The organism is Sinorhizobium sp. 7-81 (assembly GCF_030124405.1).
Taxonomy (GTDB): Bacteria; Pseudomonadota; Alphaproteobacteria; order Rhizobiales; family Rhizobiaceae; genus Sinorhizobium; species Sinorhizobium psoraleae.
This window is the reverse complement of record NZ_JASKLT010000003.1, coordinates 257,248-282,700: the sequence shown is the minus strand read 5'-3', so window position 1 is coordinate 282,700 and position 25,453 is coordinate 257,248. Positions and strand designations below refer to the sequence as shown.

The following is a 25,453-nucleotide window of genomic DNA, read 5'->3' as shown; positions in this document are numbered from 1 at the left end:
CATGTTCCCCGCCCGGCTCCTGGTCACCGACGTCGACCGTACAATCCTGACCCACGGCTACGAGCTCCCGGCGTCCGTCGTCGGCGCATTCCGGGCGCTGCGCGACAGCGGCGTTCGGATCGTGCTCGCCACCGCCCGGTCGCCGGAGGCGGTGAGGCCCTATGCCGAGCGGTTGGAACTGTCGGACCTCGTCATCTGCTTCAATGGTGGATGGGTCGGCGATGTCGTCTCTTCTGCTGCCCGGCGCTCGACTTCGATCGAACGCACATCGGCGCTGAAGGTGGTCGAGTTCGCCTTGGAGAGGGGATTGGCGACGCTATGGTATGCGAACGGCAATGCCTACACCGTCGGTCGGAACCCGGTAGCCGAGCGCGAAGTCGAAATCACGGGCGAGACAATCGCGATCGTCGACACGGTCGCAGACCTTCCGGCCGAGCCGGGGAAGATCATGTGTGTCCGCACCGATCCGTCCGACGAATGCTTCGACGCCCTGAAGGACGCGTTCTCCGGCAACCTGATGGTCGCTGGATCGCATTGGCGGCTTCTGGAAGTCGGTCCGCTGGACGTGTCCAAAAGGACCGCGATCGAAGCGCTGGCGGGCGAGCTGGGGATCGGGGCTGAGGACTGCGTGGCCGCCGGCGACGCCGAAAACGATCTCGGCATGCTGCGCTGGGCGGGCACGGCCGTGACCGTCGCCAACGCCATCGATGAAATCAAAGCATTCGCGGAGTTCGTCGGGCCCTCGTGCGACGAGGGCGGCATGGCGGATGTCGCAGACTGGCTCAGGACCCGGCGCGACGCCGAGGCAAACGCCGTCTCCCAGGGAGGAAAGTGAAATGGTTGAAGTGACAACCCAACAGCATGCCGCGAACGAGGGCTCGATGCTCTCGCGGTTCGGTTCGGTGGCTCAAAGCCTCGGCCTCTTCTGGGTCCTCGTGATCCTTTGCGCGATCGCGATCTACCTGTCGCCCAGCTTCATCCAGGTCGGTAACCTGATGAATGTCGGCCGTCAGGTGGCTCTGTTCGGCATCGTCAGCGTCGGCATGACCTTTGTCATTCTCACGCGGGGCATTGACCTCTCGGTCGGCTCGATCGTTGGCGTGGTCGCAGTCACCACGGCGATGCTGCTGTCCAGCGGCATGTCCATTCCCTTGGTCATGGCGATCGCCCTTGTTCTCGGGATCGTTTTCGGCGCTGTCAACGGCATCGGCATCGTGGCTTTTGGCATGCCGCCATTCATCATGACCCTCGGCACGCTGGTGATGGGCCGCGGCATCGCGATGACCATCGCGAACGGCGAGCCGCAGAATCTCGGCGACGCGACCGACGCCTTCTATTTCCTCGGCGGCGGGTTCCTCTTCGGTGTCCCGGTTCCGATCTGGATTTTCGCAGGCGTGGCGATCATCGCCTTCATCCTGCTGCGGTCGACGGCATACGGACGGCAAGTCTACGCCGTCGGTTCGAACGCCGAGGCGGCCCGTCTGGCAGGCATCAACGTCAACGCCGTGCTCATGTCGGTCTACGTGATCTCGGGTTTTCTCGCGGCGCTCACGGCACTGATCACCGTGTCCCGTCTGACCGTCGGCGAGCCGACCGCAGGCACCAACCTCGAACTCGAAGCCATCGCGATCGTCGTCATCGGCGGCACCAGCCTCTTCGGCGGCGAGGGGACGATCGTCGGAACCGTCATCGGCGCGGCCATCATCGCGGTCATCGCAAACATCCTCAATCTGCTCGGCATCTCGCCCTTTACCCAGCAGATCGTGAAGGGCGCGATCATCATCGCGGCAGTGATGTTCGAGGTCTATCGCCACAGGCAGCGGCGCTAACATTTTCCTGACCGGGGTCGGCAGCGGAATCACGGAAGTCTCAACAGGAGGAGTGACTATGAATACCAATCGCAGACAGTTTCTGAAGCTCACCGCGGCACTGACGACGGCAGCGGCGCTGGCCGGCTCGGCCCGCGGAGCCTTCGCCGCCGACAAGATCAAGGTCGGCTTCAGCCAGGGCACCATGAACCATCCCTGGCGCATCGCCATGGTCGAGGTGAACAAGAAGTTCGCCGCCGAGAACTATCCCGAGATCGAACTGATCGTCACGGACGGGAACAACGACGCGTCCAAGCAGGTCGCCGACGTCGAAAGCCTTGTCGCGCAGGGCATCAACGTCCTCGTGATCTCTCCGCTTACGGCCCAGGCGCTAACGCCCGTCGTCAAGGACGCCATGGCGAACGGCATCCCGGTGCTTACCCTCGACCGCAAGGTGAACACAGAAGTCACGTGCCACATGGGCGGTGCCAACCTGCCTCTCGGCGAGGGCGCTGCCAAGTTCCTGATCAACGCGCTTCCCGACGGCGCGAAGATCATCGAACTCCAGGGCACGGCTGGCGCTTCGGCGACGCTCGACCGCCACAAGGGCTTTGCCGACGTCATCGCGAGCAACAGCAAGTACGAAGTGATCGCCGACCAGAACTGCGACTACACCCGTGAAAAGGCGGTCAAGTTCATGGAAGACATGGTCCAGCGCTTCAAGGCAGGTGAAATCCAGGCCGTCTACGCCCACAACGACGAGATGGCGCTTGGCGCGGTCCAAGTCCTCGAAGCCGCCGGCCGGCTCGACGGGGTCAAGGTAATCGGCATGGATGGCCAGAACAACGCGTTCGACGCCATCAAGGCCGGAAAGATGTCGGCCTGCTTCATCTACCCCTACTGCGCTCCGGAAGGCATCCAGGCCGCTTACAAGATCGCCAAGGGCGAAGCCATCGAAAAGGAAATCGTCCTTCCCACCGTCGAAGTCACGGCGGCGAATGTCGACCAGTACGTCGGCAAGGGCATCTGAGAACCCCGAAACCGGGCCGCGTTTCCGGACGCGGCCCACCAACCATTAGAAGGATAATTGCGATGGCATCCGTTCGCCACTACGACAAACCCCATGGGGTTATTCCCGCGGTTCTCATGCCCTTCACCGCCGACATGGAAGTGAACGAGAAGGCCTATCGCAAGCATCTCGGCGATGTCAGCGGCGTCGAAGGCATCACCGCGATCACGATCAACGGCCACGCCGCCGAAGTCGCCTCGCTGACGGTCGAGGAACAGTTCCGAGCGATCACGGTGACCAAGGAAGAACTACAGGAGCGGGTTCCGACGATCGTCGCGGTCTACACGAACTCCAGCCTCGAAGCGGCTCGGATCGCCCGCAGGGCGCAGGATGAGGGTGCGAACGGCCTGTTGGTCTTCCCGCCTGAAGTCATGGTTCTTGGCGGTCATATGCGCCCCGAGATGATTCAGGAGCATTACAAGCGGATCACGGATGCTTCCGACCTCCCGATTATTCACTATCAGTTCCCGGTCAATTCGAACCTCGCGATCCCGTTGCCGACTCTGCTGGAACTCTGCACCAAATTCCCTTCGATCAAGGCCATCAAGGACAATTGCGGCGACGGCAATCTGCATGAACGCCAGATTCGCGAACTAAAGGCGCTGGACCGTCCCGTCAACACCGTAACGACCCACAGTTCATGGCTGCTCGGCTCCCTGTCGCTTGGTTGCGACGGCCTGCTTTCCGGCGCGGGTTCGGTGATCGCCAATCTTCAAGTGGCGCTCTTCCGCGCGGTTCAGGCTGGCGACCTCAACGCCGCCAAGGCCATCAACGAGAAAATCTATCCGACCGTGAGGGCGTTCTACGACCATCCACTGCTCGACATGCACAACCGAATGAAGGAGGCGCTTGTCGTCCTCGGCCGTTGGGACGAAGCCTATGTCCGTCCTCCGCTGGTCAAGCCGACCGCGGCCGAAATCGAGAAGATCGGACGTTGCATCGCGCAGGCGGGTCTGACATCTGAAACGGTCTACAAGAAGGTGGCCTGACCCATGACCGCACTCGTGCTGAGAGACAGTCCGTCGCCAGGTGTGATGCACCTGACGCTTAATCGTCCGGAGAAGCTCAACGCATTGTCGAAGGAGCTCCTCGCGGAACTTGTCGACCTGCTGCGCGAAGCCGCTGCGGACGACAGTGTCGGATGCGTGATCCTGACCGGGAGCGGACGGGCCTTTTCTGCGGGTGCGGACATCTCCGACATGCTGGAGCGCGGGGTCGCGTCTTACGCCGACTCCGACAGGCTCGCGCGCTGGCGTGGGATCGAGAATTTCCCTAAGCCGATCATCGCGGCCGTCAACGGCTTCGCATTGGGAGGAGGCCTGGAGTTGGCTCTGGTCTGCGACATCATCCTCGCTTCGGAGACCGCCAAGTTCGCCGCGCCGGAGATCAAGATCGGTTCGTTCCCCGGCGACGGGGGCACCCAGCGCCTTCCGAGGCTCGTCGGACGCTCGTTCGCCATGCAGATGGTGTTGACCGGGGACATGGTCGATGCCGGGCTGGCCGAACGCAAGGGCCTTGTCAGCGAGGTCCTGCCAGCTGACAGGTTACAGGAGCGAGCCGTCGAACTCGCCACCAACATCGCTCGGAAATCGGTCGCGATAACGCCATATGCCAAAAGGGCCGTCAAGGCGGCCGACGAGCATCCGCTAGAGACAGGCCTCGAAGTCGAGCGCCAGCTGACGATCGAAGCATTCGCAACTGAAGACAGGATGGAAGGTCTCCGGGCCTTTGCCGAAAAACGCGAGCCCATGTTCAAGGGGCGATAGGCGCTTCGGCGACCCGGTGACTGGGAGGATAGGATCATGGAAAACTACGACTACATCGTAACGGGCGCAGGTTCTGCTGGATGCGTGATCGCCAATCGCTTGACGGAGGACCCGTCCGTCAAAGTCTTGCTGCTGGAGGCCGGGTCGCGCGATTGGAACCCGATGATCCACATTCCCGGCGGCCTCGGTAAACTGTTCGGACCCGGCGTTAACTGGCGATTTTACACAGTCCCGCAGAAGAATCTCGACAACCGTTCTATTTGGTATCCGCAGGGCAAAACCCTGGGCGGCTCCAGCTCCATCAACGCCATGATCTACATCCGCGGCCAAAAGGAGGACTATGACAACTGGGCTGCGCTTGGGAACGAAGGGTGGTCGTACGAGGACGTCTTGCCGTATTTCCGGATGTCCGAAGACAACGAGCGGATCGCAAACCGATACCATGGACAGGGAGGCCCCCTCTGGGTTTCCGACCAGGTCAGTCCCCACAAACTCTCAAAGGCATTCGTTCGCGCCTGTCAGTCATGGGGACTTCCCTACAATCCGGACTTCAATGGCGAAACCCAGTATGGAGCGGGGCTTTATCAGGTGACCTGCCGCGATGGTCGACGCCGTAGCTCGGCGGTGTCCTACCTACGACCGATCAAATCCAGGCAGAACCTGACCGTCCTCACTGGATCGCGGGCGATCCGCATCGTGCTGGAAGGTGATCGGGCCGTTGGGGTCGAGGTCGCCGAAGGTAAAAACCTGAGAACTATCCGGTGTAGCAGGGAAGTCGTCGTGACGAGCGGTGCGATCAACTCGCCGCGGCTGTTGATGCTCTCAGGCATTGGCGATGCTGACGAACTCAAGAAGGTCGGCATCGCTCCGAAGATCGACCTCAAGGGGGTTGGCAAGAACCTCCAGGACCACCTTTGCTCGAACGTGCATGTCAGCTTGAAGGACCCGATCAGCTATGACGGTCAGGATCGCTTCCCTCATTCGCTCAAGCACGGGCTCCATTGGCTGCTCTATCGCGGTGGTCCTGCGGCATCCGTCATCGTCGAGGGCGGCGGCTTCGCGTCAAGCGAAGGTAATGGCCGTCCCGACATGCAAATCCACATCGCGCCCGCGATGGTCGTCCGCGGCGGCCAGACGCGGTTGGACGGTCACGGCTTTACCGTCAACACAACCTTCCTGCGGCCGCGCAGCATTGGCTCCGTTTCCCTCAAGTCGTCCGATCCTGCAGACATGCCGCTCATAGACCCGAATTACCACGGTGAACAATACGACCGCGACATGTCGTTAAAGTCGATCCAGGCCACGCGCGAAATTCTTGCTCAGCCTGAGATCGCGAAGTACATCAAGGTGGAGCGCCTACCGGGCCCGGACGCCAAAACCAAAGAGGACATCATGGCTTACGTGCGCCAGTATGCCTGCTGCGATTATCACCCGGTTGGAACCTGCAAGATGGGTATCGACGAGGAGGCAGTCGTCGATCCGAAGCTTTCTGTGCGAGGCGTTCGAGGGCTCCGGGTCGCAGACTCTTCGATTATGCCCGTTCTCTTGAGCGGGAATACGAATGGTCCTTCGATGATGATCGGCGAGAAGGCAGCGGATTTGATAAAGGCTGCGTGAATGCGGCCAAGGCAAAATCACTTCTAGGCAACGATGTCTCCTATTGGCGCACAGTTGCCATTGCTTTCATGGCCGCTGGTCTTTGAAATTGAACCCGGCACTTGCGCCAAGGTGTGATCGAAACACCGCTTACAGGCATTCATACCCACGTATAAATGAGTCCACGAGGCGAGGGCGCTAAAGTCCGGAGCATGGTCACTTCCCCGGAGGGTTTCATGCTCGGGCAATCGCTTGCATCTACGTTCGGAATGCGCGCTTGGGGACGGTACACAAGAGAGCGCGTCGTTCACAGCACCCTCACGGAGGAGGGTCATTCTGTTGCGGCCATTCACCAGGCTGTGAGGGACGACGTAAAGGGTCCAACGCGACACCTGGAGCAGAGCGAGGATGCATATCTAATAACCAGCCATCTGGTCTCCAAACCCGCGTATCAACTTTGGGACGGGTGCCGTCTCGTGAAGCAGGAGCCGGTCAGAGAGGCCAGCATCGCCGTACTTGATCTCCGCGACTGCGAACGCGAATATCTCCCGACAGCGCCTGAGGGGGTTCATTTCTACCTGTCACGTCCCCGTCTCCGCGAATTGCTGGAGGTAGAAGGCGATAGCGGCGAATTTGATCTCGACGTATCGACAGGCAGGGACGATGCGGAACTCCATGGACTGGCGTTGCTGTTCCTTCCAATGCTGAACGGGCAGGTCCCAGCGGAGGCGATCTACCTCGGCCATCTTGCAATGGCAGTCTCCTGGCATGTGCTTACGAGATACGCCGGGAAGCAGACGGTGGCCCGCGTGAATGCGGAACGGCTCAGTCCGACGCGCACGAGAAGGGCGAAGGAACTGCTTTCGATGATGCCGGCGAACGGCTTTACCATTGAAGCCATCGCGGCGGAATGCGGCCTCCCGCCCGCCCGGTTTGCAAAAGCGTTCGAGCGGACAAGCGGCATGCATCCGATGAAGTGGGCTCGTTCACAGCGTATCGAGCTCTCCAAGAATCGCCTCTTCACGACGAAGCTGTCGCTCACGGAAGTCGCTTTCGAATGCGGCTTTGCAGATCAGAGTCATTTCACCCGATCTTTCGCGGCTGCAACAGGCGTAACGCCCGCCGCTTGGCGTCAGGCACGACGCGGGCTTTAACATCGATCACAGCACAGCTTGCCCCGTTGTCAAAACTCCGCCGTGTCGGGGCCGGGGCCAAGACGGCCCGCTGGATCGTCCAATGAGCGAATTCTGCGCATAGCGAGCTGCTCGAAGCCAAGGCGTCGCATGCTTGCATCGAATGCCGACAACGTCGTCGAGTAGCCATGGTTCGTGTTCCACACCTTGGTCGTCAGGAAGTACTCCTCCCGCCTGAGCCCGGACCGCCTGAGGGCGTTCCCGACCCCTTCCTCATTGAAATAAGCCTCGACGGTATCGAATGATATCCGGAGGAAATCGCGGCCGCTACGGCGCGTTCGGTCGCGTCGGGCTCGATTTGCCAAACACCGAAACCGAGCGCCGGGATCGATCTGCCATCCCGCAACGTGTGCACAGCTACTTCCTGCATGGTTCTTTCCCTTTGTCACTGCGACCCTCGATGTTCCTCGGGTAAAGAGAGCCACCGCACTTCACCGACACCCTCGCGGCTAAACCATGCAAAACATCGCGGCGAGGGCACATAGGAACAGTCCCAGTGACGCCCCGATGTGGTGCGCGGGTCGTTTTCTCAATTCGACTTGGCGTCTCACGTGCTGATCGTATTCGAGGGTGGAAGGCTGTCGGCAATCGAGTTTCATCATAGGCTCCATGTTGCCTACGATTTGGCTGTGGTCCGTCGCGGGCACAAGCAGCGTTGCCTTGAGCACATTGTTCATCTTGCGTGAACAGTCGCTCGCGGAAAACAGGCGCTTCGGAAGGCGTGGTGGATCACACGCCGCTACGACCGCTTTCGAACAGGAACCAGATTCGACCCTCCGTCTCGTCGAGCCAGTTTTCCAGAAGGCTCGCCGTCGCGAGGTCGCCATGCTCGTCGCACAAGGTGTGGAGTTGCTTCATGCGCTGTGCCAACTCGCCATTGTCCTCGCGGAGTTCGGCAAGCATGTCATCGGGCGTGACGAAATGGGCGTCATTATCCGTCACGCGCTGGAGGCGACTGATTTCACCGATCGAGTGAACGGTGATGCCGCCGAGTTTGCGGACGCGCTCTGCAATGACGTCGGTCATCCCGATAAGCTGCCCAGCCTGGTCATCCAGCATCAGGTGGAGATCGCGGAAGTTGGGGCCGAACAAATGCCAGTGGAAGTTCTTCGTCTTGAGGTAGATGGCGAAAACGTCCGCCAGGAGAGCGTTGAGCGCGGCGGACAGGTCGATCGTTGCATTCGAGAGCAGATGGGTGGGGGTGCGAAGCGGCGACGTGCGGCGGGTTTCCAGGTCGAGGCGATCCATTTTGTTTGTCTTTCCAATTGTGGTTAGTAGCTACATTGCAAACTCGCGCGATCGCGAGGGACTTTCTTGGAGAAAGCAGCGAAACGTTGAACGCTATTTAGTCGCCGCCTCCGCGGCGACGTCGGTCAGCAGATGACGCATCAGAGCGGCGGCACGGCGAGCTTCGACACCCAGGCCGTGTCGTTCGGCTATGACGACAGGATCGATGTACGTAATCCGAACCTCGCCGCGGCTGGTCTGATAGACGAGCATTTTCAGGGGCAGATCGAGTGCGGTGGTTTGGTCATCCTGCAAGAGGCGAGTGCCTATCGCCGGGTTCCCGAACATGATCATGGTGGTCGGCCGCAGTTCCATATCGGCACCCCAGGCATCGGCCGCGAAGTCGATCATGGCGAAAACCTTGAGATGACGCCTTCCGATCGCCTGACGGAGCCGTGCCAGGGTTTGCTCGAACGAAAGGTGGCTAATCTTCGAGTTTGCAGGCCTGGCCGGCAGCATTGGCATCCTCCGTCCTGTCAGAGCCTGCAGGTATGCCAACGGCGCGCATTTCCACGTCTGCCATGCTTAGCGCCAGGTCACTCGGTTGGAGAATGCCTTTAGCCAGCAGAACGTCTGAGACGCCAGATATGCAGCGCTCGTAAGGGCCAAGCTTTCCAAACCTCGCCGTGGCGACGCGCTCGGTTAGCTCTTCGGTCGTCACGATCCGATACCGGTCGAGGAGACCTATTAAAGCTCGGCATCGCGTTTCCCACGGCGTCAGAGTGAGAATCGTGTTGCTCCTACCATCAGCGACCGCTTCCGGTGCAGCTATCAGCGCAATCTCAGCCTTGGCTGCGACTGGGACGCTGACGACTTTGTTCGCCAGTAATTCGCGAACGGCTGTCTCCATCACCTCGTAGAAACATGGAAAGTGGATAGCTGACGCTGATGCGGTCGAACGATGCATTGGAAGTCCTTACGGGCCGACGGGCAATGTGGAGACAAGGCAACCCAAGAAGCTCGGAACTTCCCGAGCATCCCGTCGCGTGTCCCACACTACCTTCCGTTCCAAACTCGCTATTGAACGGCCGTCGCTCTCTTTGAACGGGCTGTCCTGCCATGTCCGGGTAGCGATTTACGTGGCAATCAACGGATGACTGCGGTGTGCAATCCCCCGCGGCTTCAACGGCGTAGATGAAGCTGGCGGCGGAATCCCTCCCGGACAAGCCGCGGCGACCGGCGGGAAAATCGACCATCCCAGTAATCACCGGTGCAGCCCACGTCTTCCGGGAGACCTTACGCCAACGACCGACGGATCGAGGAAGGACCTACTGATGCTCGACAAACTTGAGACAATCGCCGGAATCCGCATTCCGGACAGCCAAATGGCGCGCGACGCGACAGCTCTCGTGCGCGATACGGAGACTGACCTGCTTTATCATCACTCAAGGCGCGTGTTCCTGTTCGGAGCGTTGACCGGCGAACGACGAGGACTGAAGTACGATCCGGAACTGCTCTATATCGGCGCGATGTTCCATGACATGGGACTGATCGACTCCTATGCCAGCGAAAGCGAGCGTTTCGAGGTGGACGGCGCGAACGCCGCGAAGAACTTCCTGCATTCCTACGACGTATCCGAGCGGGACATCGACGATGTATGGGACTCCATTGCGTTGCATACCACCCCCGGCATCCCTCAACACAAACGGCCCGTCGTCGCCTTAGTCACGGCAGGCGTCGAGATGGACGTCCTTGGCATCGCCTACGACGATTTTACCGGCGAGCAGCGGCAGGAGGTGTGCGCCTGCCATCCGCGCGGGCTGAAGTTCAAACACGGCATTCTCTCCGCGTTCTGCTACGGCACGATCCGCAAGCCGCATACCACCGCCGGAAACGTGAAGGCTGACGTCCTCGAAGCGATGGACCCGACGTTCGAGCGTTGGAATTTCGTCGATACGATCCTCAATTCGAAATGGGAAAGTTGATCGGTTCGATAAGCTGGCCCGGCCAGGTGATCTGTTCGGGCTCGAACCTGCGCGCGTAAGCGCTTGGCATGCGAATTGCATCGATCGAGCTGCAGGGCTCATTTGCCTCGACGTCGCAAACGTTGGTGGAGAAAACGATGCAATTGCCAATCGTGCTGGAGCGAGGGTGTTCTACGTCACTGCAGACGCAGCTAATAAATCAACTTCGCGAATTTATAACACTCGATCGACTGAAACCAGGCTCCAAACTTCCGGGTACTCGAGCGCTCAGCGACCAATTGCGAATATCCCGAAACACAGTTCTCATAGCGTATGACAGCCTTGAAGTTGAAGGATACCTGAAAACCTTAGAGAATATCGGAACCTTCGTTGTGGGGAAGGGGCCTGATCTTGCGCTGAAGGTGCCAGACGTTTCCAACTTTGAAAGACCTCTCCCCTCAGCAGTACGAGACGCAGCCGGCAGGTCTATTCTCAACACAACGCTCACTAATCGACCGGAGATTTGCTATGATTTTGAGCTGGAAAGCTCTGATCCGGACCTTTTCCCCGCTGCGGCCTGGCGTCGCCTGATGAACCGTCATATGCGTGCCTCGCGGTTCAGTCTAACGGCTGACGCAAGCCCGTTGGGTTATGGGCCGCTGCGCTCGGTGATCTGTGACTTTCTCGCCGCATCCCGAGCGATGAGGATTTCGCCCGAGCAGGTGATCGTCGTTACCGGCATTCAGCAGGCGCTCAGCATCATTGGACACGTCTTCGTAAGCGAGCAAACGCCTGTCGTTATAGAAGCACCTGGCTGTGCGGCCACGGGGAGCCTGTTCAGGGGGTACGGCGCGAAGACATTCTCGGTACCAATCGATCGAGATGGACTACTCGTGCGTTCCATGCCGGATGTGCGTAACGCAGTCGTGTTTACTACGCCTGCCCGACAGTTTCCGCTTGGCGCTTCGTTGAAGGAACACCGGCGTACGGAGCTTCTAACGTGGGCGGAAGAAACATCGTCGTTAATCATCGAAGCGGACTACGATAGCGATTTCTCCTACGATGGATCGCCGGCTCCCGCGCTCCACGCCTTAGATCAATCTGAGGCGGTCATTCATGCTGGCTCTTTCGCTACATCCTTGGGTTCCGGCCTCCGTGTCGGGTATATGGTCGTCCCAACGAGACTGATCGATGCCGTTGGGAAAGCAGCAACGTTGTTCAACCACGGCTTTCCCTGTCACGGGGCGGCATGGATCGAGCAGTCTATCTTGGCCGAGTTCATCGCGTCGGGTGCCTTCGATAAACACCTGAGGATGGTGAGGAAAGCGTATTTGGAGCGTCGAGACACCTTAATCTCTGAGCTTGCGCGTCACTTCGGCGTGCTGGACTTGGCAGGCATTTCATCAGGAACCCACGTTGTGTGGCGCGTTCCGCATGCGTTGGGCAACGCAGAAGCAATAAGGCGGGCAGGGCTTTCCGGCGGAGTCGCTGTCCACACCCTTGACGATGAGACAATCGCCGGGGCGGAAACGTTGCCTGACTGGCAGCGATATCTCCTCCTCGGGTATGCGGCAATAAAACCGCCAAAGATTACGGCTGCCGTAGAATTACTGGCCGCTCGGCTTCTTGCGCCGGCACCATCACAATCTGCGGTGCCGGCACTCTAAGTCTCCTGCATAGAGGTCTAGCCTTCTGGACGTGTCCGCATGGCATGAGCTTGTGCGGACGGCTTCGTACCTAGAGGAGAGAATCGTGACTGCACTGAACATCGGCGACTACGACGCGATTATTTCAACGATCGGGCATTACCTTGAGGGCGCTCGAACCGGAAGGGGGGAGCTCATGCGTCCGGCCTTTCACGACGACGCGACAATCTTCGGCTATGTTGGGGCCGACTTCTGGGCGGGTCCGATACAGTCCCTCTATGACTGGAATGACAAAAACGGCCCTGCTGCGGAGATAGTCTCGAAGGTCGTCTCCGTGGATATCGCCGAGACGATCGCAGTTGCAAGAGTAGAGTCGGACAATTGGACGGGTCTTCGCTTCAGCGACTTTTTTACGCTGATGAAGGTGGGCGGCCAATGGAAGATCATGAACAAGGTCTTCCATCTACATGCATAGTGCCTAAAGGCCTGCCCACAGGCAGGCCTAATTTCCAGGGAGGGTCGTGGCTGGCGGAGCTAGGGCCTGTCGATCGCAGCTAGCATTTCATGGATGCGAGTAAATTTCTGCCGCGGCTTCCCGAGCTTGCGGCCAGCCATCTGCTCCAAGTGATCCAATGTGTTCCAATCGGCGTAGCTCGAAGGACGAGCCGAACGCCTCTCGAGGATTTCTGCAACCCCAGCCGAACCGCGACTGTTACGTCGCGGCATGGTTTTCATGTCGTTGAGGAGCCGCTCAACCGTAGCCAGGCTACATGCCCTGTTGGTGCCGATGATTCCGGTAGGCCCTCGTTTGATCCAGCCCGCTACATACAAAGGTGCTGAGATGCCGATGACGCGCCCCTGTTCGTTGGGTATGGTTCCAGTAGCGTCGTCGAAAGGCAAGCCGTCTACGACCTCACCTCGATACCCAACGCTTCGTATGACCAGGCCAGCTTCGATCTTAATAGGTTTGCAGTTGTCCCTGCTGGCAAACGTCATCCCCGTGAGGCGTTGTCGTCCATCAAATCCCTCCGGTGTCGAATGAAACCTAAAGCTACAGGTCTTCTCGGCGGCCCCGTTTGAATGGGGAATTCTACGCAGGATTTCGATGTTCTTTGCGGAAACCGATCCCGGAACAACCGATTCTACATCATCGAAATCACGCAAATTCACATGGGTGACGATGCCGGGCAACTCCGTGATCTCGCGTAACTCCTTCGGCGAGAACTTCGCGTCCGCAGGTCCGCCTCGCCCGACGAGAACGACCTCCTTGATCTTGCTTTCCGCCAGCGCGTCGAGCGCATGCTCAGCGATGTCTGTGCAACGCAACTCGCCGACGGATTTCAGCAAGATGCGGCAGACATCGAGGGCCACGTTTCCGAGGCCGACCACGACTGCGCGGTTGTGGCTGAAATCGAACGAAATATCACGGTAGTCGGGGTGACCGTTGTACCATCCGACGAACTCGCTCGCTGAGTGGACGCCTTTTAGTTCCTCGCCGCGAATACCGAGCTTGCGGTCGGCAGAAGCTCCGATCGCGATTAAGACCGCGTCGTAGTGCTCGGCCAGCTCGTTGACGTGAATGTCCCGGCCAAGCTGGATATTCCCAAAAAACGTCAATTTTGGCGTCTGCGCGATCTTCTCAAACACATCAGAAACCGATTTGAGTCGTGGGTGATCTGGCGCAACACCATGACGCACGAGACCAAAGGGAACGGGAAGCCGCTCGTAGAGGTCGACTTCAATGTCCTGACCGGCAGACAGCAAAGCCTCAACAGCGTAGAACCCGCTGGGGCCACTTCCGACGACTGCGACTTTCATCGTGATGCCTTTCGCTATTGGTCAAAATCCCAACTGGACTCTGCGCTCTACGGCGGTTGCCAGTGGCAACTGCTTTCCGACGATCAAAGGTGTAACTTCAGCTCTCTCGGCGTTGATAGACACCCAGATTTGCTGATCTTCGGTCAACTCGCCTGCTTCCGAGATGGCGGACACCGGACATGCGGGCACACACGCGCCGCAATCGACGCACGCGTCCGGGTCGATATAGATTCTTGTGTCATCGCCGTGAAAGCAGGAGACGGGGCAGACGGTAACGCAGTCAGTAAAACGACAGGCGTCGCAGTTTTCCGTGACGACATGCGGCATGCTCAAACCCCCTTTTGAATTATCCTCCGGTCGCCGCCATTATGCGATCGAGGGCCGTCGGTCTTGTGTTGAATTCGTGTCTCTCCGGTTTCAGCTCCATGGCCAGGTCAAGGGCTTTTTCGAGCTCTGCGTCGGAGCAACCGGCTCGAAGGTGAGGGCGAAAATCGACTTTGTCGTTTTGGCCGAGGCAAAGGTACATGGTACCGTCCACCGCCAACCTCACGCGATTGCAGGTCGAGCAGAAATGATTGGATATAGGTGTAATGAACCCGACCGTGGTCGAGCCGTCGGCAGAGGTCAGATATCGGGCCGGACCAGCACCCGTCGGGGAGCGAGTTTCACTCAGCTGCCTTGAGCGCTTCAACGTGTCTCTAACCACGCTGAGGTCGACTTTTCCCGCCGAACGTCCGGTTGTGCCCATGGGCATAGCCTCGATGAGACGAAGAACGAACCCGTGGTCGACGCAGAAGTCGACCATTTCTTCTATCGCCGCCATGTCGGTGTCGGCCAGGACAACCATGTTTATCTTGATTAACTCGAAGCCAGCGGCTTTGGCCGCCGCAAGGCCCCTCAGCACTTCTTCGAGCACGTTCCGACCAGTGATATCCGCTGCCCTGTCCCCGTTGAGAGAATCGAGGCTTACATTCAGCCGTGTAAGGCCGGCCAGGCGGAGCTCCCGTGCATAGGCGGCAAGTCGCGTGCCGTTGGTGCTCATCGAAATGTCGTCGAGACCCAGTGCACTGAGCTTTTTGACGAGAGCAGGAAGGTCTTTTCGGGTAAGGGGTTCTCCGCCAGTAAGACGAAGATGCCTCAGCCCCCTTCGTTGCATCACCGTGACCAAACGCGTGATTTCGTCGAAGGTCAGCCAGGTCGGCGGCTCGGAAAAACCGCGAAAGCCCTTGGGAATGCAATAGCTGCATCGAAGGTCGCACCTGTCGGTAACCGAAAGCCGGAGATAGTCTATCCGTCGTCCGAACCGATCGATCATTACCTTGTCACGAGCTGCGGCAATGTCCTTATTCAAAGGCTGCATGGTGGCGGAACCCGATCAACTTTGAGCTACAGTCAGGCAACCTTTTCATAGATGCGAAAGCGATGAAGTGCCGCTTGGCGAAAAAACGATGGAACCGGTCCAGTCCGGTACCAGCAAATAGACATTGACCGGTACTCGACTTTGCAGGCTCCTGGGCACTTCCTTCCAAGCTCACGCGAGAAAGGAAGCGCCATGACTTTGCAGGACGGGGAAAAGAGAGTCTTGTTCGGCGGTTGCCCGCACGACTGCCCGGATACGTGCGCCATGCTGTACACGGTCGACGGGGATAAGCTCACAAATGTTCGCGGCAATCCAGCCCATCCCATAACCCGCGGCGGGCTTTGCGTTAAACTGAATGACTTCGCGGAACACCATTACAATCCCGATCGCGTACTGTATCCGCTAAAACGGATCGGCCGTAAGGGCTCGGGTTCATTTGAGCGGATCAGTTGGGATGATGCCCTCAGTGAAATCAGGGAACACTGGGAGGGGATCATCAATGACTACGGTCCCGAGGCGATCATGCCCGTAAGCTACCTCGGCAACGAGGGTCTGGTGCAGGGACTGAATGTCGGAGACGCGTTTTTCAATCGTATGGGCGCGACGGTCTGTGAGCGCACCTACTGCGCGTCGGGCTCGCTCACCGCGTGGTTCCTCACAGTCGGTCCTACCAATGGACTTGATCCCGAGAGCTTCGCCCAGTCCGGATACATCATCATCTGGGGCTGCAACACCCTCAGCACAAATTTGCATCACTGGCCTTTCGTTACTAAGGCCAGGCAGAACGGCGCTAAGCTGGTCGTTATTGACCCCTATAAATCGCGGACCGCAAAACAGGCGGACTGGCATATCGCGCCGAAACCGGGAACGGATGGAGCGCTCGCGATGGCGATGATCCATACCATTATCAATTCCGGTTTGGTCGATCAGGACTATGTCGACAACTACGTCCTCGGCTACCCTGAGCTTCGCGCGCATGCCGAGAGTTGCACGTCGGAGTGGGCAGAGGCAATCACCGGGGTGCCTGCGCAGGATATCGAAAAACTTGCCCGCGAATACGCGAGCGCCCGTAACGCGTCGATCCGCATCGGGGTTGCCCTGGAAAGGACGGCGGGAGGTGCGCAGGCCATCAGGGCGATCATTGCGATCCCCGCACTGACCGGTGCATGGCGGGAAGTTGCAGGCGGGATTTATCAAGCACCCCTATGGGAATTCCCGGTGAATTTTCCCGCAATCTGCCGACCGGACTGGATTCCAGAAGGTACGCGCGTCGTAAATATCCTCAAGTTGGGCGAGGCGCTTACCGGCGAAATCGGTCTTACGCCGCCTCTAAAATCGATAATGGTCTACAACACAAATCCAGTTACCCAGGCGATGGATGTCGACAGGATCGTTGAGGGGCTGAAACGCGAGGACCTTTTTACGGTGGTAGCCGATCACTTTATCAGCGATACCGCTGCCTACGCAGACATCATCCTTCCCGCGACGATGGCAGCCGAGCATGACGACCTCATGTTTTCCTGGGGCCACTACTACCTAACCCTCAACCAGAAGGCCATCGAACCGCCGGGAGAGGCGTGCTCAAACGCGGAGATATTCCGGCGATTGGCTGCTGTCATGGGATACACCGAGCCCGAATTCTTGCGAAGCGATCTGGAACTTGTCGAAAATGCGATCGATTGGTCAGCTCCCGAAGTTGCCGGCATTTCCGTTCGCCGGCTTCGAGAAGAGGGTTTTGCAAAACTCAATCTTGGCCCGGCTGAGAGCCGCACCCCGCACGCTGAAGGGAATTTCAAGACCCCGTCCGGCAAATGTGAAATCCTGCTGGAGGACGTTACGAACTTTGTCGCCCCGCCATTCCGCCAGCTTTATGAAGCTATGCAGGGAAACGAACCCATCGAGCGCCTCCCTGGCTATGCCCCTCCTTATGAAAGCCCAGCCTCAACACCCGAACTCGCGCAGAAATATCCCCTCAACATCGTCGCGCCGAAAAGCCACGCATTCTTAAACACCAACTATGCAAACGAGGCGAAAAAGCAAAGGATGCAAGGCGATCAGTTCGTGCTGATCAATCCCGGTGATGCGGCATCTCGCGGCATTTCGAATGGCCAGCAAGTCAAGGTATACAACGCCACCGGGGCGTTCCTTGGAGTGGCGAACGTCACGGATGATGTGCCTGCGGGAGTGGTCGTCGCGACCGTCGGTTATTGGCGATCCGCGAACCCGGAAGGTACGGTCAACAGCGTTGCAGCAGCCCGGTTCGGAGGCATGGGACATTGCCCGACGTTTTCGGACAACCTCGTAGAGGTTTTGCCCTATGCTGCCCGCGAAGACTTGGTCGCGGCCGAATGATCGATGATCGAATCGAGGCATTGGCGGATAAACCCCCAAATCAGATGATCGGCGGGCAATTCCGCAAATGCACGTTCGGTTCCTGACGGTTTCAGAATGGATAGCGGGGCCATCGGCCCCGTTTCACTTTCCAACGCTTAGATCGGCGCAACCTGGTCACTCAGTTCCTGTTCTGGCTAGCCGACGCACTAACGCCCGTCTTTTCCCAGTAATCAAGAACCGGAAGCCCGCCGACGCCCCAATCCTCGAATTCGACCTCGTCGATAACCACCCAGGTGGCAGCCGGCGCTTTGTCGATGACATCTCGCAGGACGTTGGTCATTCCTTCGATGATTTTTGCCTTTTGCTCAGGGGTCGCGCTGCCCTTGGTGAATTTGACGTTGATGTACGGCATCGACGTTCCCCCTCACCAGTGCCCGGCATGTTGACCGCCGTCGACATGAAGGGTCTCGCCGGTTACGAACGAGGCATCCTCGAGGTAAAGGACTGCCTGAACGATTTCCTCGATTTCGCCCATCCGACCGACCGGATGCAGCCCAGCCAGCATCTCGTGGGTCTCCGGCGCGTGGAGTGGCGTCTTGATGATGCCAGGGGAGACGGCGTTCACGCGGATGCCGGCGGACGCGTATTCGATCGCGAGGCCCCGGGTCGCGGAATCGATGCCGCCTTTCGTCAGGGAGGCGAGAACAGCCGGCACCCCGTTGATCGGCTGATCGACGATCGTCGTCGTGATGCTGACGACGTGACCCTTCGCGTTCAGCTTCTTGAGCTGGGCGATAAACGCTTGTGTGATGAAGAAGAAGCCCGCGACGTTGACCGCGATCTTCCGTGTGAAGTCTTCGGCGGTGTAGTCGGTGAATGGCTTGGCGATGAAAATGCCGGCGTTGTTGACCAGCGTGTCAACCCGACCGAACCGATCGATTGCCGTTTCGACAAGACGCGTTGCTGTCTGCGGATCGGCAACGTCGCCGGCGACGGCGACTACGCCGCTATCCGCACCGTAGATATCCGGCGAAATGTTTCTCGAGTTGGCGACGACATTCCATCCCCGCTTGCGGTATCCGGCGACGATGCCGGCTCCGATCCCCTGGGATGCGCCCGTGACGACGGCGACTTTTGCTTCGGTGCTCATGTTTTCTCCATGGTGAAGGACGCGACCCACTTGGAGGCCGCGTTTCAGAGCTGAATAGGGCTGGTTTTGATCAGTAGACGCGGCTCAGGAAGTCGCGCATCAGCCGGACGATTTCGTCGGCCTTGTCTTCGAATGCGAAATGGCCGCTGTCGAGTAGATGTAGTTCGGCGCTCGGATTGTCGCGCAAGAAGGCCCTCGCGCCTTCGGCCGGAAAGATGCTGTCGTTCGCGCCCCATACGAGAAGCGTCGGCGGGCGATGCTCACGGAAGAACTTCTGAAACGCCGGATAAAGTTCGACGTTCTTCCGGTAGTCATAGAAGAGGTCCAGTTGGATTTCGACGTTGCCGGGTCGATCGAGGAAGTGCTGGTCGACGATCCAATTGGACGGGTCGATCCGGCTGACGTCCTTGACGCCGTCGACGTACTGGAACTTAGTGATCTCCAGCGTCATAAACGGACGAAGCGCGTCTCGGTTTTCCGTCGAGTTGTCCTTCCAGAGAGCCTTGATCGGGTCCCAGAACTTCTGGAGACCGTCCTCGTATGCGTTTCCGTTCTGCGAGACGATACCGGCCACCCGGTCAGGATGCATCAACGCGAGACGGAACCCGGTCGGCGCGCCGTAGTCCATGACGTAGAGAACGTAACGATTTACTTGCAGTTGTTCGAGCAAGCCATTGACGATGTTGGCGAAGGCCGCGAAGCCGTAGGCGAATTCCTCGCGCGACGGCATCGCCGAAAGGCCAAAGCCCGGAAGGTCCGGAGCGATCACATGATACTGGTCAGCCAGAGCCGGGATCAGGTTGCGGTACATGTGGGACGAGCTTGGAAAACCGTGCAACAGGACGACTGCGGGAGCGTCCGCCGAACCGGCTTCGCGGTAGAAAATCTCGAGACCGTCCACGGTAGCTGTGCGGTGGTGAGTAACAGGGATGGCCTTAGAAGCATTCATCAGCATTTGACACTCCGCTGGGTTGGGAGCCGACAGAGATTTCTCGGTCGGCTCCGGGGGCATTTAATTGAGGAGGGCGAGAACCTGGCGCGCGGTCTCGGCAGAAGACGCAGGATTCTGGCCGGTCACGAGATGGCCGTCCGTGATCGCGAGAACCTGCCAGTCATCGACCTTCTCGTACTTCCCGCCCAACCGTTTCAGTTCGTCCTCGACGAGGAACGGAACCACGTTGGTGAGGTGAACGGCTTCTTCCTCGGTGTTGGTGAAGCCCGAGACACGCTTGCCGCTGACGAGCGGCTTGCCACCGATTTCAACGCGGTGCAGGACTGCGGGCGCATGACATACCGCGCCGACCGGCTTGCCCTCGTTGTAGAATTCGCCGATCAGCTTGATGGACGTCTCGTCTTCGGCGAGGTCCCACATCGGCCCGTGACCGCCGGGGTAGAAGATCGCGTCGAAGTCGCGGGAACTGACTTCGGAAAGAGGCGAGGTGTTTGCGAGTACTTTCTGGGTCGCCGGATCGGCCTTGAAGCGCTCCGTCAGTTCGGTCTGGCCTTCCGGCGTGTCGCTCTTGGGATCGATCGGCGGCTGGCCCCCCTTAGGCGACGCCAGGGTGACCTCCGCGCCGGCGTCGAGGAAGGTGTAGTACGGAGCTGCGAACTCCTCGAGCCAGAACCCGGTCTTCTTGCCAGTGTTGCCGAGCGTGTCGTGCGACGTGAGAACCATCAGAATTTTCATAGCTTTATCCTTTGTCTGATTGTTGTTTGATGGACGTAGCCGAAGCCCCCGCCGTCAGGCGGCCGTGACTTCGAGGACGACGTCCGTGTTCAAAACCTTTGAGACCGGGCATCCGGCCTTTGCCTCGTGGGCGATCGCCGTCAGCCCATCAATATCGAGGCCGGTGACCTGCCCTTTCAGTTTGAGGCGGCTGGAAGTGATGGCGAAGCCGTCACCTGCGCTCTCAAGCGAGACGCGAGCTTCGGTCTCGAGCTTCACCACGGTGTGGTTGGCTTTCGCCAGCATCATCGCGAGCGCCATCGTGAAGCAGCTCGCGTGGGCCGCTGCGATCAGCTCCTCGGGGTTGGTGCCCTGAACGCCTTCGAAACGGCTGCCGAACCCGTATGGGTATCCGTCGAGCGCACCGCTATCAGTCGATACGGCTCCCACGCCGTCCTTCATACCGCCTGTCCAGGTTACGGACGCGGACCGAACTATACGCACTGTCGTCTCCTTCATTTGCAGCGTCACAGGATTTGGACGCGTACAGATGGTGCGACAGCCTTCGTTGCCGTTATTGAACGGACCACCGATTTCTTGAACCGCCGAAAAAGCATGGAAACCGACCGTTCAACGGAATTCCGGTTCGTCCAATACATCGCCCGCAAGCAGTCAGATCGTCGCGAGTGAGCCGACGTCCGGCCCGAGAGATGTTTAGGAGTTCACGATGAAGACCGTGGCAGCTGTCGCCCGCACCGAAAAGGAACCGTTCTCGCTGGAGGAGGTCGTCCTCCCCGAACCGGAGGGGGCCGATGTCCTTGTCCGGATTGCGGGGGTGGGCATCTGCCATACAGACCTGGCGAGCCGGGACGGTAGCCTCGGCGCACCGTTCCCGTCGATTTTCGGCCATGAGGGAGCGGGCGTGGTGGAGAAGGTGGGACCACTGGTCACCAAGCTGAAGCCGGGTGATCACGTAGTTCTCGCGCCCGCCTCGGACGGCACCTGCCGTCATTGCCAGACAGGCAACCCGATGTACTGCGAGCACTTCACCGAACTCAATTTCCAGACGGAGCCGCGCGCAGAAGGCGCGTCGCTCTCGGACGGCAAGACCGCGGCCTTGCGCTACTTCGGGCAGTCTTCGTTCGGGCATCACGCCCTGGCGTCCGAGCGCAACGCGGTCAAGGTTCCCACCGACATTCCGCTGCATCTTCTCGGTCCTCTGGGGTGTGGAATCCAGACCGGGGCAGGGACGGTGATGAACGGTCTGCGACCAGAGGCGGGCCAGAGCATCGTCATACTTGGGACCGGCGCGGTCGGTCTCGCCGCGATTATCGGCGCGGCCGTATGCGGGTGCGGCGATATCATCGCCGTTGATAGAGTCGACAGTCGCCTGGAGGTGGCGCGCGAGCTAGGCGCGACGCATACGGTCAACACGTCGAACGTAACGGACCTCGGGACAGCGATCATGGAAATCGTGCCTCATGGCGTCGATTTCATCGTCGATTGCGCGGGCGCTGCCGGGTTGCTTGCTGCCGCAATACTCGGCCTGGGCAAGCTTGGCACCGTTGCGCTGGTCGCAGTTCCGCCGACAACCGATCGCAAGCTCGAACTCGCATGGTTTCCGACGCTTCTTCAGGGGCAGTCGGTTCGCGGCTTCGTGGAGGGCAATTCAGTCCCCGACATCTTCATTCCACGCATGATCGAGCTCTATGTCCAGGGACGCTTCCCATTCGACAAGATCATCAAGACCTATCCATTTGACCAGATCAACAAGGCGGTGGAGGATCAGTTGTCGGGCGCGACGATCAAGGCCGTCCTCAAGGTAGGGGTCTAGCGATGGCAGCATGGGAAACTCAGGGCCTCGATGCCCTCCAGTTGGGCCATATCAGGCATTACGACAATCTGTCGCGTCAGCTCCCCAATGACTGGTCCCTGATGAAGGGAAGGGGCGTCGGGCAGGACGATTTCGGCGGTTACCGCTTCCAGCTGGCGTACATGGCCTATGCTCTGGCCCTGGTGCATCGTCACAGATTGCCGGCGGCACCTGCGGTCTTTCAGCCGATCATGAAGCGTTTGATCGACAAGCTGTTGCTTCCGGAAGTCTGGATGTACTGGCACAACGTCAGCCGGGGCGGCAGCGTCTTCAACGCTCATCTTGCCCAGAATTACAAGGAAGAGTGGAACCCGGTTGGCCGCGACAACATCATGTACAGCGCGTACGTGCAGTCTCTGACGCTGCTCTACCACTATCTTTTTGATGACCCCGTTTATGAGCGGGAAGGCTCCATCACCTTCCGGTTCTGGTCGTATTTCTGGGGCGGGGAAGCCAAGGAATTCAAGTACGACCAAAAATCGCTGAATGACCACCTCTACTGGATGATGGTAAAAAGCGGCTACATCGGCGTCGCTTGCGAACCCAATTGCGTATTCCAGATTTGCAATCAGCCCGCGATCCTTGGCTTTCGCATGCACGATCTGGTCTACGGCGGCTCGATCGCTGAGGAGGTGACCCGCGAATACGCCGCCGCCTGGAAAGAATTCGGCAGGGTCGGCGAGAACGGCCATTACCACATCATGTTGGCGGAGGACACGCGGGTCCCAAGGGCCAATGCGGCCGCCTATCCCTGGGTCGATGCGTGGCTCGGGACTCTTATGAACATGTGGAACCGCGAGTTCGTCAGGGAGAATTATCCACGCCAAGCGCGGGACTACCTCATCGAGTCCGCGGACGGCCTGTTATCCGTACGTTCCACCCCCCGCCCTTCGATCAAGGGCGAAACGGTCGTGAATGACGACTGCGATTTGGGCTGGGTCGCGGCGTGGGCTTCGGAGATGGGCGATGAAGAAACGCTTTCGGGCCTCCTCAGGTATGCGGATCGCTACCTCTCTCCCAACTGGCGGGAGGGTGGCCTGTATTACCCGCGAAACGACGTGGAGGCCGATGACTTCGGCAACCGTCTCCTGGTCGAACCGCAGACCGGGAACGTACTGCTAGGATACTCCCGCCTGAACGTGGCCGACGGTCTCTGGAAGCTCTACAACGAGCCGTGGTCTAAAGAACGCTTCCAGCAGCCGGCACTCAGGGAAGCCGCGGACGATGTCGATGTCAGCGTGGCTTTCTACGATGCTACAGATCGCACACTGCACGTGGCGATGGGACGCAGCCGCGATCGCAAAGGCACGGGCAGGGTCGGAATAGGTCCCGTTCCTTCCGACGCACGGTGGGCGCTGGGATGCGACGGCGTCGAGGTGGCCTTAGGTCGGGGCAATCAAATCCTCTCCAGCGCGTTCGACACGCTGTCGGCGTCCGACGGAATGATTCGCTTCGATTGCACCGGCGGGCCGAGCCGCGGTTTCAGGCTCGCTCTATTGTAGGAACCGCACATGCAGACCGATTTGCCGATCACCTTTGCTTTGACAGATCATTTCGAGACACGGGTCGACCAGTCGAGCTATGCCGGCAAATGGATGCTGGTGTTCTTCGGCTTTACAAACTGCAGAGCGGTTTGCCCGAGAAATCTCGGCAAGCTCAGCGAGGCTCTCGCCCTTTTCCCGGAGCTCGCAGACGAAATTCAGCCGCTTTACGTCACTGTCGATCCGGCGAGAGACACGCCGGCGGTGATGCGAGAGTTTCTCGAGGATCGTTTTCCCCGTTTTACTGGCCTGACCGGGAACGAGGCCGAGATCGGCCGCGCGAAGGAGGACTTCGGCGTTTTCGCGCGGCGGGTCGACGAGGGAGAGGGGCAGTATCAGATGCCTCACACTGCCCTCACGTATCTTTTGGACCGCCGCGGTCGATACCGTGGTCACTGGCCGTCCGTCCTCGAAGTGGAAGAAATCGGCGACCGAATCCGAAGAACTTTTGAAAGCGAGCGAGACGGGGAGGACTAGATCACCCGCGAGCCAGTGGCTCCCTTGCGGACAGCGCCCGGCGTGTTGCCCGTGAGCGCAACGAAAAGGCGCGTCATGTGCGCCTGGTCGGAGAAGCCGCAGGCATAGGCAATTTCGGAGATGCTTAGCTTCGTATCCCGCAACATGGAGGTGGCCTTCTTTACTTTGTACTCTCGCAACCAGCGATGAGGAGGAAGGCCGGTACTCCTCTTGAACGCCCGGAGGAAGCGCTCGACCGGAAGCTCGCATGCCGCTGCAAGCGCCTGGATGCTGACGCCGTCCTCGACCGACGACGCAAGTAGTTCGGTGGCGCGGCGAAGCTGCCAATCCGCCAATGTCCCGGCTTGGGGAAGAGGTCGGTCGAGCCCGCCGTAGGTTCGCGCGAGATGCAGGTAGGCCGCGATCGCGACGTGGTCGAAGAAGAGAGAGCCGTCATGAATGGGCTTCCCGAACAAGGGAGCGAGAACCTTCGCAAAGGTGTGCATGGCGGGATCGGTGACGGTGGGCAGGTATCGCAAGTCGCGTATCTGCGGCATCTCGTTTGACTGTGCGAGTTCCGAAATGATTATCTCCGGGATGTAGAATTTGACGCAGTCGTAAAACGTCGGCAGATGCAACTGCGGCTCATCTTGCAGATTCATAATGCTCATGGTGCCCGCCTCGCAGCTGCCCTTCCAAGTCAGCTTGCCGGCGCGGAAGGATTCAAACTTGGCGATCCCTTGGAGCCTTACCGTTACGATGTAGGCCTTCTCGACCGGAATGTAGTCGGTCAGGCCGGAGCCGCGGCTGCCGGTCGTGACGCGGGTCGCCGCCAGCTGTTCGGATTTCAATGTCGAGGTTCGCATGAAGGGTGCGTCGTCGATGTTGAAGCGCCGGGCGAGTTCTACTCCATAGGCTCCGTATTGCATGTGCCGCTCCTTTCGCCCGCTTATTTGCGGGCCAAGGCGGCTCGTTGTCCATTATAC

Annotated in this window: 26 protein-coding genes; 14 read left to right on the top strand and 12 right to left on the bottom strand. The window is 59.3% G+C overall.

The genetic code is table 11. The features are described from left to right. The first annotated feature begins 1 nt into the window (after window position 1). The 7 genes from QN224_RS13975 (at window position 2) to QN224_RS33885 (ending at window position 7,393) form a co-directional block, all read left to right on the top strand. Entirely contained in the window at window positions 2-835 is an 834-nt protein-coding gene (locus tag QN224_RS13975; RefSeq protein ID WP_283977183.1) for an HAD family hydrolase, read from the top strand. A gap of 1 nt (window position 836) precedes the next feature. Further along, window positions 837-1,829 (top strand): ABC transporter permease, encoded by a 993-nt coding sequence (locus QN224_RS13970; protein ID WP_283977182.1) that lies wholly within the window; start codon window positions 837-839, stop codon window positions 1,827-1,829. 58 nt (window positions 1,830-1,887) lie between these two features. Beyond that, a complete protein-coding gene (locus QN224_RS13965) occupies window positions 1,888-2,838 on the top strand; it encodes a substrate-binding domain-containing protein (protein ID WP_283977181.1) in 951 nt (316 codons plus the stop codon). Window positions 2,839-2,900: 62 nt separating this feature from the next. Further along, entirely contained in the window at window positions 2,901-3,866 is a 966-nt protein-coding gene (locus QN224_RS13960; protein WP_283977180.1) for a dihydrodipicolinate synthase family protein, read from the top strand. A gap of 3 nt (window positions 3,867-3,869) precedes the next feature. Further along, window positions 3,870-4,643 (top strand): enoyl-CoA hydratase/isomerase family protein, encoded by a 774-nt coding sequence (locus QN224_RS13955; RefSeq protein ID WP_283977179.1) that lies wholly within the window; start codon window positions 3,870-3,872, stop codon window positions 4,641-4,643. Between the two features lie 36 nt (window positions 4,644-4,679). Continuing rightward, complete coding sequence (locus tag QN224_RS13950; RefSeq protein ID WP_283977178.1) at window positions 4,680-6,260, top strand: GMC family oxidoreductase; 1,581 nt, start codon at window positions 4,680-4,682, stop codon at window positions 6,258-6,260. 455 nt (window positions 6,261-6,715) lie between these two features. After that, window positions 6,716-7,393 (top strand): AraC family transcriptional regulator, encoded by a 678-nt coding sequence (locus tag QN224_RS33885; protein WP_283977177.1) that lies wholly within the window; start codon window positions 6,716-6,718, stop codon window positions 7,391-7,393. A 768-nt stretch (window positions 7,394-8,161) separates the two neighbouring features. On the opposite strand, the gene QN224_RS13940 is transcribed toward QN224_RS33885, so the two are convergent. The 3 genes from QN224_RS13940 to QN224_RS13930 all read right to left on the bottom strand — a co-directional run bounded on the left by QN224_RS13940 (window position 8,162) and on the right by QN224_RS13930 (window position 9,569). Next, a complete protein-coding gene (locus QN224_RS13940; RefSeq protein WP_283977176.1) occupies window positions 8,162-8,680 on the bottom strand; it encodes a DNA starvation/stationary phase protection protein in 519 nt (172 codons plus the stop codon). A 93-nt stretch (window positions 8,681-8,773) separates the two neighbouring features. Continuing rightward, the gene (locus QN224_RS13935; RefSeq protein ID WP_283977175.1) at window positions 8,774-9,178 is read right to left on the bottom strand and encodes a DUF302 domain-containing protein; all 405 of its coding nucleotides are present in this window, start codon (window positions 9,176-9,178) and stop codon (window positions 8,774-8,776) included. Next, window positions 9,144-9,569 carry a hypothetical protein gene (locus QN224_RS13930; RefSeq protein WP_283977174.1) on the bottom strand — a complete coding sequence of 142 codons (426 nt, stop codon included), beginning with the start codon at window positions 9,567-9,569 and terminating at the stop codon, window positions 9,144-9,146. The genes QN224_RS13935 and QN224_RS13930 overlap by 35 nt, the downstream gene beginning before the upstream one ends. A gap of 424 nt (window positions 9,570-9,993) precedes the next feature. On the opposite strand from QN224_RS13930, the gene QN224_RS13925 reads away from it, so the two are divergent. The 3 genes from QN224_RS13925 to QN224_RS13915 all read left to right on the top strand — a co-directional run bounded on the left by QN224_RS13925 (window position 9,994) and on the right by QN224_RS13915 (window position 12,744). Beyond that, the gene (locus QN224_RS13925; protein ID WP_283977173.1) at window positions 9,994-10,644 is read left to right on the top strand and encodes an HD domain-containing protein; all 651 of its coding nucleotides are present in this window, start codon (window positions 9,994-9,996) and stop codon (window positions 10,642-10,644) included. 137 nt (window positions 10,645-10,781) lie between these two features. Beyond that, a complete protein-coding gene (locus QN224_RS13920) occupies window positions 10,782-12,290 on the top strand; it encodes a PLP-dependent aminotransferase family protein (protein WP_283977172.1) in 1,509 nt (502 codons plus the stop codon). Window positions 12,291-12,375: 85 nt separating this feature from the next. Further along, on the top strand, window positions 12,376-12,744 hold the full coding sequence (locus QN224_RS13915; RefSeq protein WP_283977171.1) for a nuclear transport factor 2 family protein: 369 nt from the start codon (window positions 12,376-12,378) through the stop codon (window positions 12,742-12,744). A 59-nt stretch (window positions 12,745-12,803) separates the two neighbouring features. Here the strand turns inward: QN224_RS13915 and QN224_RS13910 are convergent, their stop codons facing one another. The 3 genes from QN224_RS13910 to moaA are packed head-to-tail and all read right to left on the bottom strand — an operon-like array spanning window position 12,804 to window position 15,402. Continuing rightward, complete coding sequence (locus tag QN224_RS13910; RefSeq protein WP_283977170.1) at window positions 12,804-14,087, bottom strand: FAD-dependent oxidoreductase; 1,284 nt, start codon at window positions 14,085-14,087, stop codon at window positions 12,804-12,806. Window positions 14,088-14,108: 21 nt separating this feature from the next. Beyond that, entirely contained in the window at window positions 14,109-14,414 is a 306-nt protein-coding gene (locus QN224_RS13905) for a ferredoxin family protein (RefSeq protein ID WP_283977169.1), read from the bottom strand. Between the two features lie 19 nt (window positions 14,415-14,433). Continuing rightward, a complete protein-coding gene (moaA, locus tag QN224_RS13900; RefSeq protein ID WP_283977484.1) occupies window positions 14,434-15,402 on the bottom strand; it encodes a GTP 3',8-cyclase MoaA in 969 nt (322 codons plus the stop codon). Window positions 15,403-15,639: 237 nt separating this feature from the next. On the opposite strand from moaA, the gene QN224_RS13895 reads away from it, so the two are divergent. After that, complete coding sequence (locus QN224_RS13895) at window positions 15,640-17,799, top strand: molybdopterin-dependent oxidoreductase (RefSeq protein WP_283977168.1); 2,160 nt, start codon at window positions 15,640-15,642, stop codon at window positions 17,797-17,799. A gap of 160 nt (window positions 17,800-17,959) precedes the next feature. Here QN224_RS13895 and QN224_RS13890 read toward each other — a convergent pair whose 3' ends face one another. The 5 genes from QN224_RS13890 to QN224_RS13870 all read right to left on the bottom strand — a co-directional run bounded on the left by QN224_RS13890 (window position 17,960) and on the right by QN224_RS13870 (window position 21,101). Then, window positions 17,960-18,193, bottom strand: coding sequence for a 4-oxalocrotonate tautomerase family protein (locus tag QN224_RS13890; protein WP_283977167.1), 234 nt, complete (start codon window positions 18,191-18,193; stop codon window positions 17,960-17,962). Window positions 18,194-18,205: 12 nt separating this feature from the next. Then, window positions 18,206-18,931, bottom strand: coding sequence for an SDR family oxidoreductase (locus tag QN224_RS13885; protein ID WP_283977166.1), 726 nt, complete (start codon window positions 18,929-18,931; stop codon window positions 18,206-18,208). Between the two features lie 70 nt (window positions 18,932-19,001). Further along, entirely contained in the window at window positions 19,002-19,886 is an 885-nt protein-coding gene (locus tag QN224_RS13880) for an alpha/beta hydrolase (protein ID WP_283977165.1), read from the bottom strand. Between the two features lie 57 nt (window positions 19,887-19,943). Next, the gene (locus tag QN224_RS13875; protein WP_283977164.1) at window positions 19,944-20,618 is read right to left on the bottom strand and encodes a type 1 glutamine amidotransferase domain-containing protein; all 675 of its coding nucleotides are present in this window, start codon (window positions 20,616-20,618) and stop codon (window positions 19,944-19,946) included. A 54-nt stretch (window positions 20,619-20,672) separates the two neighbouring features. Then, window positions 20,673-21,101, bottom strand: a complete 429-nt coding sequence (locus QN224_RS13870) for an OsmC family protein (RefSeq protein WP_283977163.1) — start codon at window positions 21,099-21,101, stop codon at window positions 20,673-20,675. A 223-nt stretch (window positions 21,102-21,324) separates the two neighbouring features. Here QN224_RS13870 and QN224_RS13865 point away from each other — a divergent pair, with 223 nt between their 5' ends. Genes QN224_RS13865 through QN224_RS13855 form a run of 3 tightly spaced genes read left to right on the top strand, consistent with a single transcriptional unit; the run spans window position 21,325 to window position 24,488 of the window. Further along, window positions 21,325-22,431 carry an NAD(P)-dependent alcohol dehydrogenase gene (locus tag QN224_RS13865; RefSeq protein ID WP_283977162.1) on the top strand — a complete coding sequence of 369 codons (1,107 nt, stop codon included), beginning with the start codon at window positions 21,325-21,327 and terminating at the stop codon, window positions 22,429-22,431. 2 nt (window positions 22,432-22,433) lie between these two features. Further along, complete coding sequence (locus tag QN224_RS13860) at window positions 22,434-23,972, top strand: hypothetical protein (protein ID WP_283977161.1); 1,539 nt, start codon at window positions 22,434-22,436, stop codon at window positions 23,970-23,972. 9 nt (window positions 23,973-23,981) lie between these two features. Continuing rightward, on the top strand, window positions 23,982-24,488 hold the full coding sequence (locus tag QN224_RS13855; protein ID WP_283977160.1) for an SCO family protein: 507 nt from the start codon (window positions 23,982-23,984) through the stop codon (window positions 24,486-24,488). On the opposite strand, the gene QN224_RS13850 is transcribed toward QN224_RS13855, so the two are convergent. Beyond that, window positions 24,485-25,396: an AraC family transcriptional regulator gene (locus tag QN224_RS13850; protein ID WP_283977159.1), complete on the bottom strand. Its 912-nt coding sequence runs from the start codon at window positions 25,394-25,396 to the stop codon at window positions 24,485-24,487. The two genes, QN224_RS13855 and QN224_RS13850, sit on opposite strands and share 4 nt — an antisense overlap. Window positions 25,397-25,453: the final 57 nt, after the last annotated feature.

Coding starts and splice junctions, on each gene's coding strand:
- QN224_RS13865 (WP_283977162.1), top strand. CDS start 21,325: ATGAAGACCGTGGCAGCTGTCGCCCGCACCGAAAAGGAACCGTTCTCG.
- moaA (WP_283977484.1), bottom strand. CDS start 15,402: ATGATCGATCGGTTCGGACGACGGATAGACTATCTCCGGCTTTCGGTT.
- QN224_RS13875 (WP_283977164.1), bottom strand. CDS start 20,618: ATGAAAATTCTGATGGTTCTCACGTCGCACGACACGCTCGGCAACACT.
- QN224_RS13905 (WP_283977169.1), bottom strand. CDS start 14,414: ATGCCGCATGTCGTCACGGAAAACTGCGACGCCTGTCGTTTTACTGAC.
- QN224_RS13880 (WP_283977165.1), bottom strand. CDS start 19,886: ATGCTGATGAATGCTTCTAAGGCCATCCCTGTTACTCACCACCGCACA.
- QN224_RS13860 (WP_283977161.1), top strand. CDS start 22,434: ATGGCAGCATGGGAAACTCAGGGCCTCGATGCCCTCCAGTTGGGCCAT.
- QN224_RS13935 (WP_283977175.1), bottom strand. CDS start 9,178: ATGCTGCCGGCCAGGCCTGCAAACTCGAAGATTAGCCACCTTTCGTTC.
- QN224_RS13890 (WP_283977167.1), bottom strand. CDS start 18,193: ATGCCGTACATCAACGTCAAATTCACCAAGGGCAGCGCGACCCCTGAG.
- QN224_RS13920 (WP_283977172.1), top strand. CDS start 10,782: ATGCAATTGCCAATCGTGCTGGAGCGAGGGTGTTCTACGTCACTGCAG.
- QN224_RS13885 (WP_283977166.1), bottom strand. CDS start 18,931: ATGAGCACCGAAGCAAAAGTCGCCGTCGTCACGGGCGCATCCCAGGGG.
- QN224_RS13950 (WP_283977178.1), top strand. CDS start 4,680: ATGGAAAACTACGACTACATCGTAACGGGCGCAGGTTCTGCTGGATGC.
- QN224_RS13940 (WP_283977176.1), bottom strand. CDS start 8,680: ATGGATCGCCTCGACCTGGAAACCCGCCGCACGTCGCCGCTTCGCACC.
- QN224_RS13895 (WP_283977168.1), top strand. CDS start 15,640: ATGACTTTGCAGGACGGGGAAAAGAGAGTCTTGTTCGGCGGTTGCCCG.
- QN224_RS13925 (WP_283977173.1), top strand. CDS start 9,994: ATGCTCGACAAACTTGAGACAATCGCCGGAATCCGCATTCCGGACAGC.
- QN224_RS13855 (WP_283977160.1), top strand. CDS start 23,982: ATGCAGACCGATTTGCCGATCACCTTTGCTTTGACAGATCATTTCGAG.
- QN224_RS13910 (WP_283977170.1), bottom strand. CDS start 14,087: ATGAAAGTCGCAGTCGTCGGAAGTGGCCCCAGCGGGTTCTACGCTGTT.
- QN224_RS13960 (WP_283977180.1), top strand. CDS start 2,901: ATGGCATCCGTTCGCCACTACGACAAACCCCATGGGGTTATTCCCGCG.
- QN224_RS13975 (WP_283977183.1), top strand. CDS start 2: ATGTTCCCCGCCCGGCTCCTGGTCACCGACGTCGACCGTACAATCCTG.
- QN224_RS13850 (WP_283977159.1), bottom strand. CDS start 25,396: ATGCAATACGGAGCCTATGGAGTAGAACTCGCCCGGCGCTTCAACATC.
- QN224_RS13955 (WP_283977179.1), top strand. CDS start 3,870: ATGACCGCACTCGTGCTGAGAGACAGTCCGTCGCCAGGTGTGATGCAC.
- QN224_RS13970 (WP_283977182.1), top strand. CDS start 837: ATGGTTGAAGTGACAACCCAACAGCATGCCGCGAACGAGGGCTCGATG.
- QN224_RS13930 (WP_283977174.1), bottom strand. CDS start 9,569: ATGGAGACAGCCGTTCGCGAATTACTGGCGAACAAAGTCGTCAGCGTC.
- QN224_RS13965 (WP_283977181.1), top strand. CDS start 1,888: ATGAATACCAATCGCAGACAGTTTCTGAAGCTCACCGCGGCACTGACG.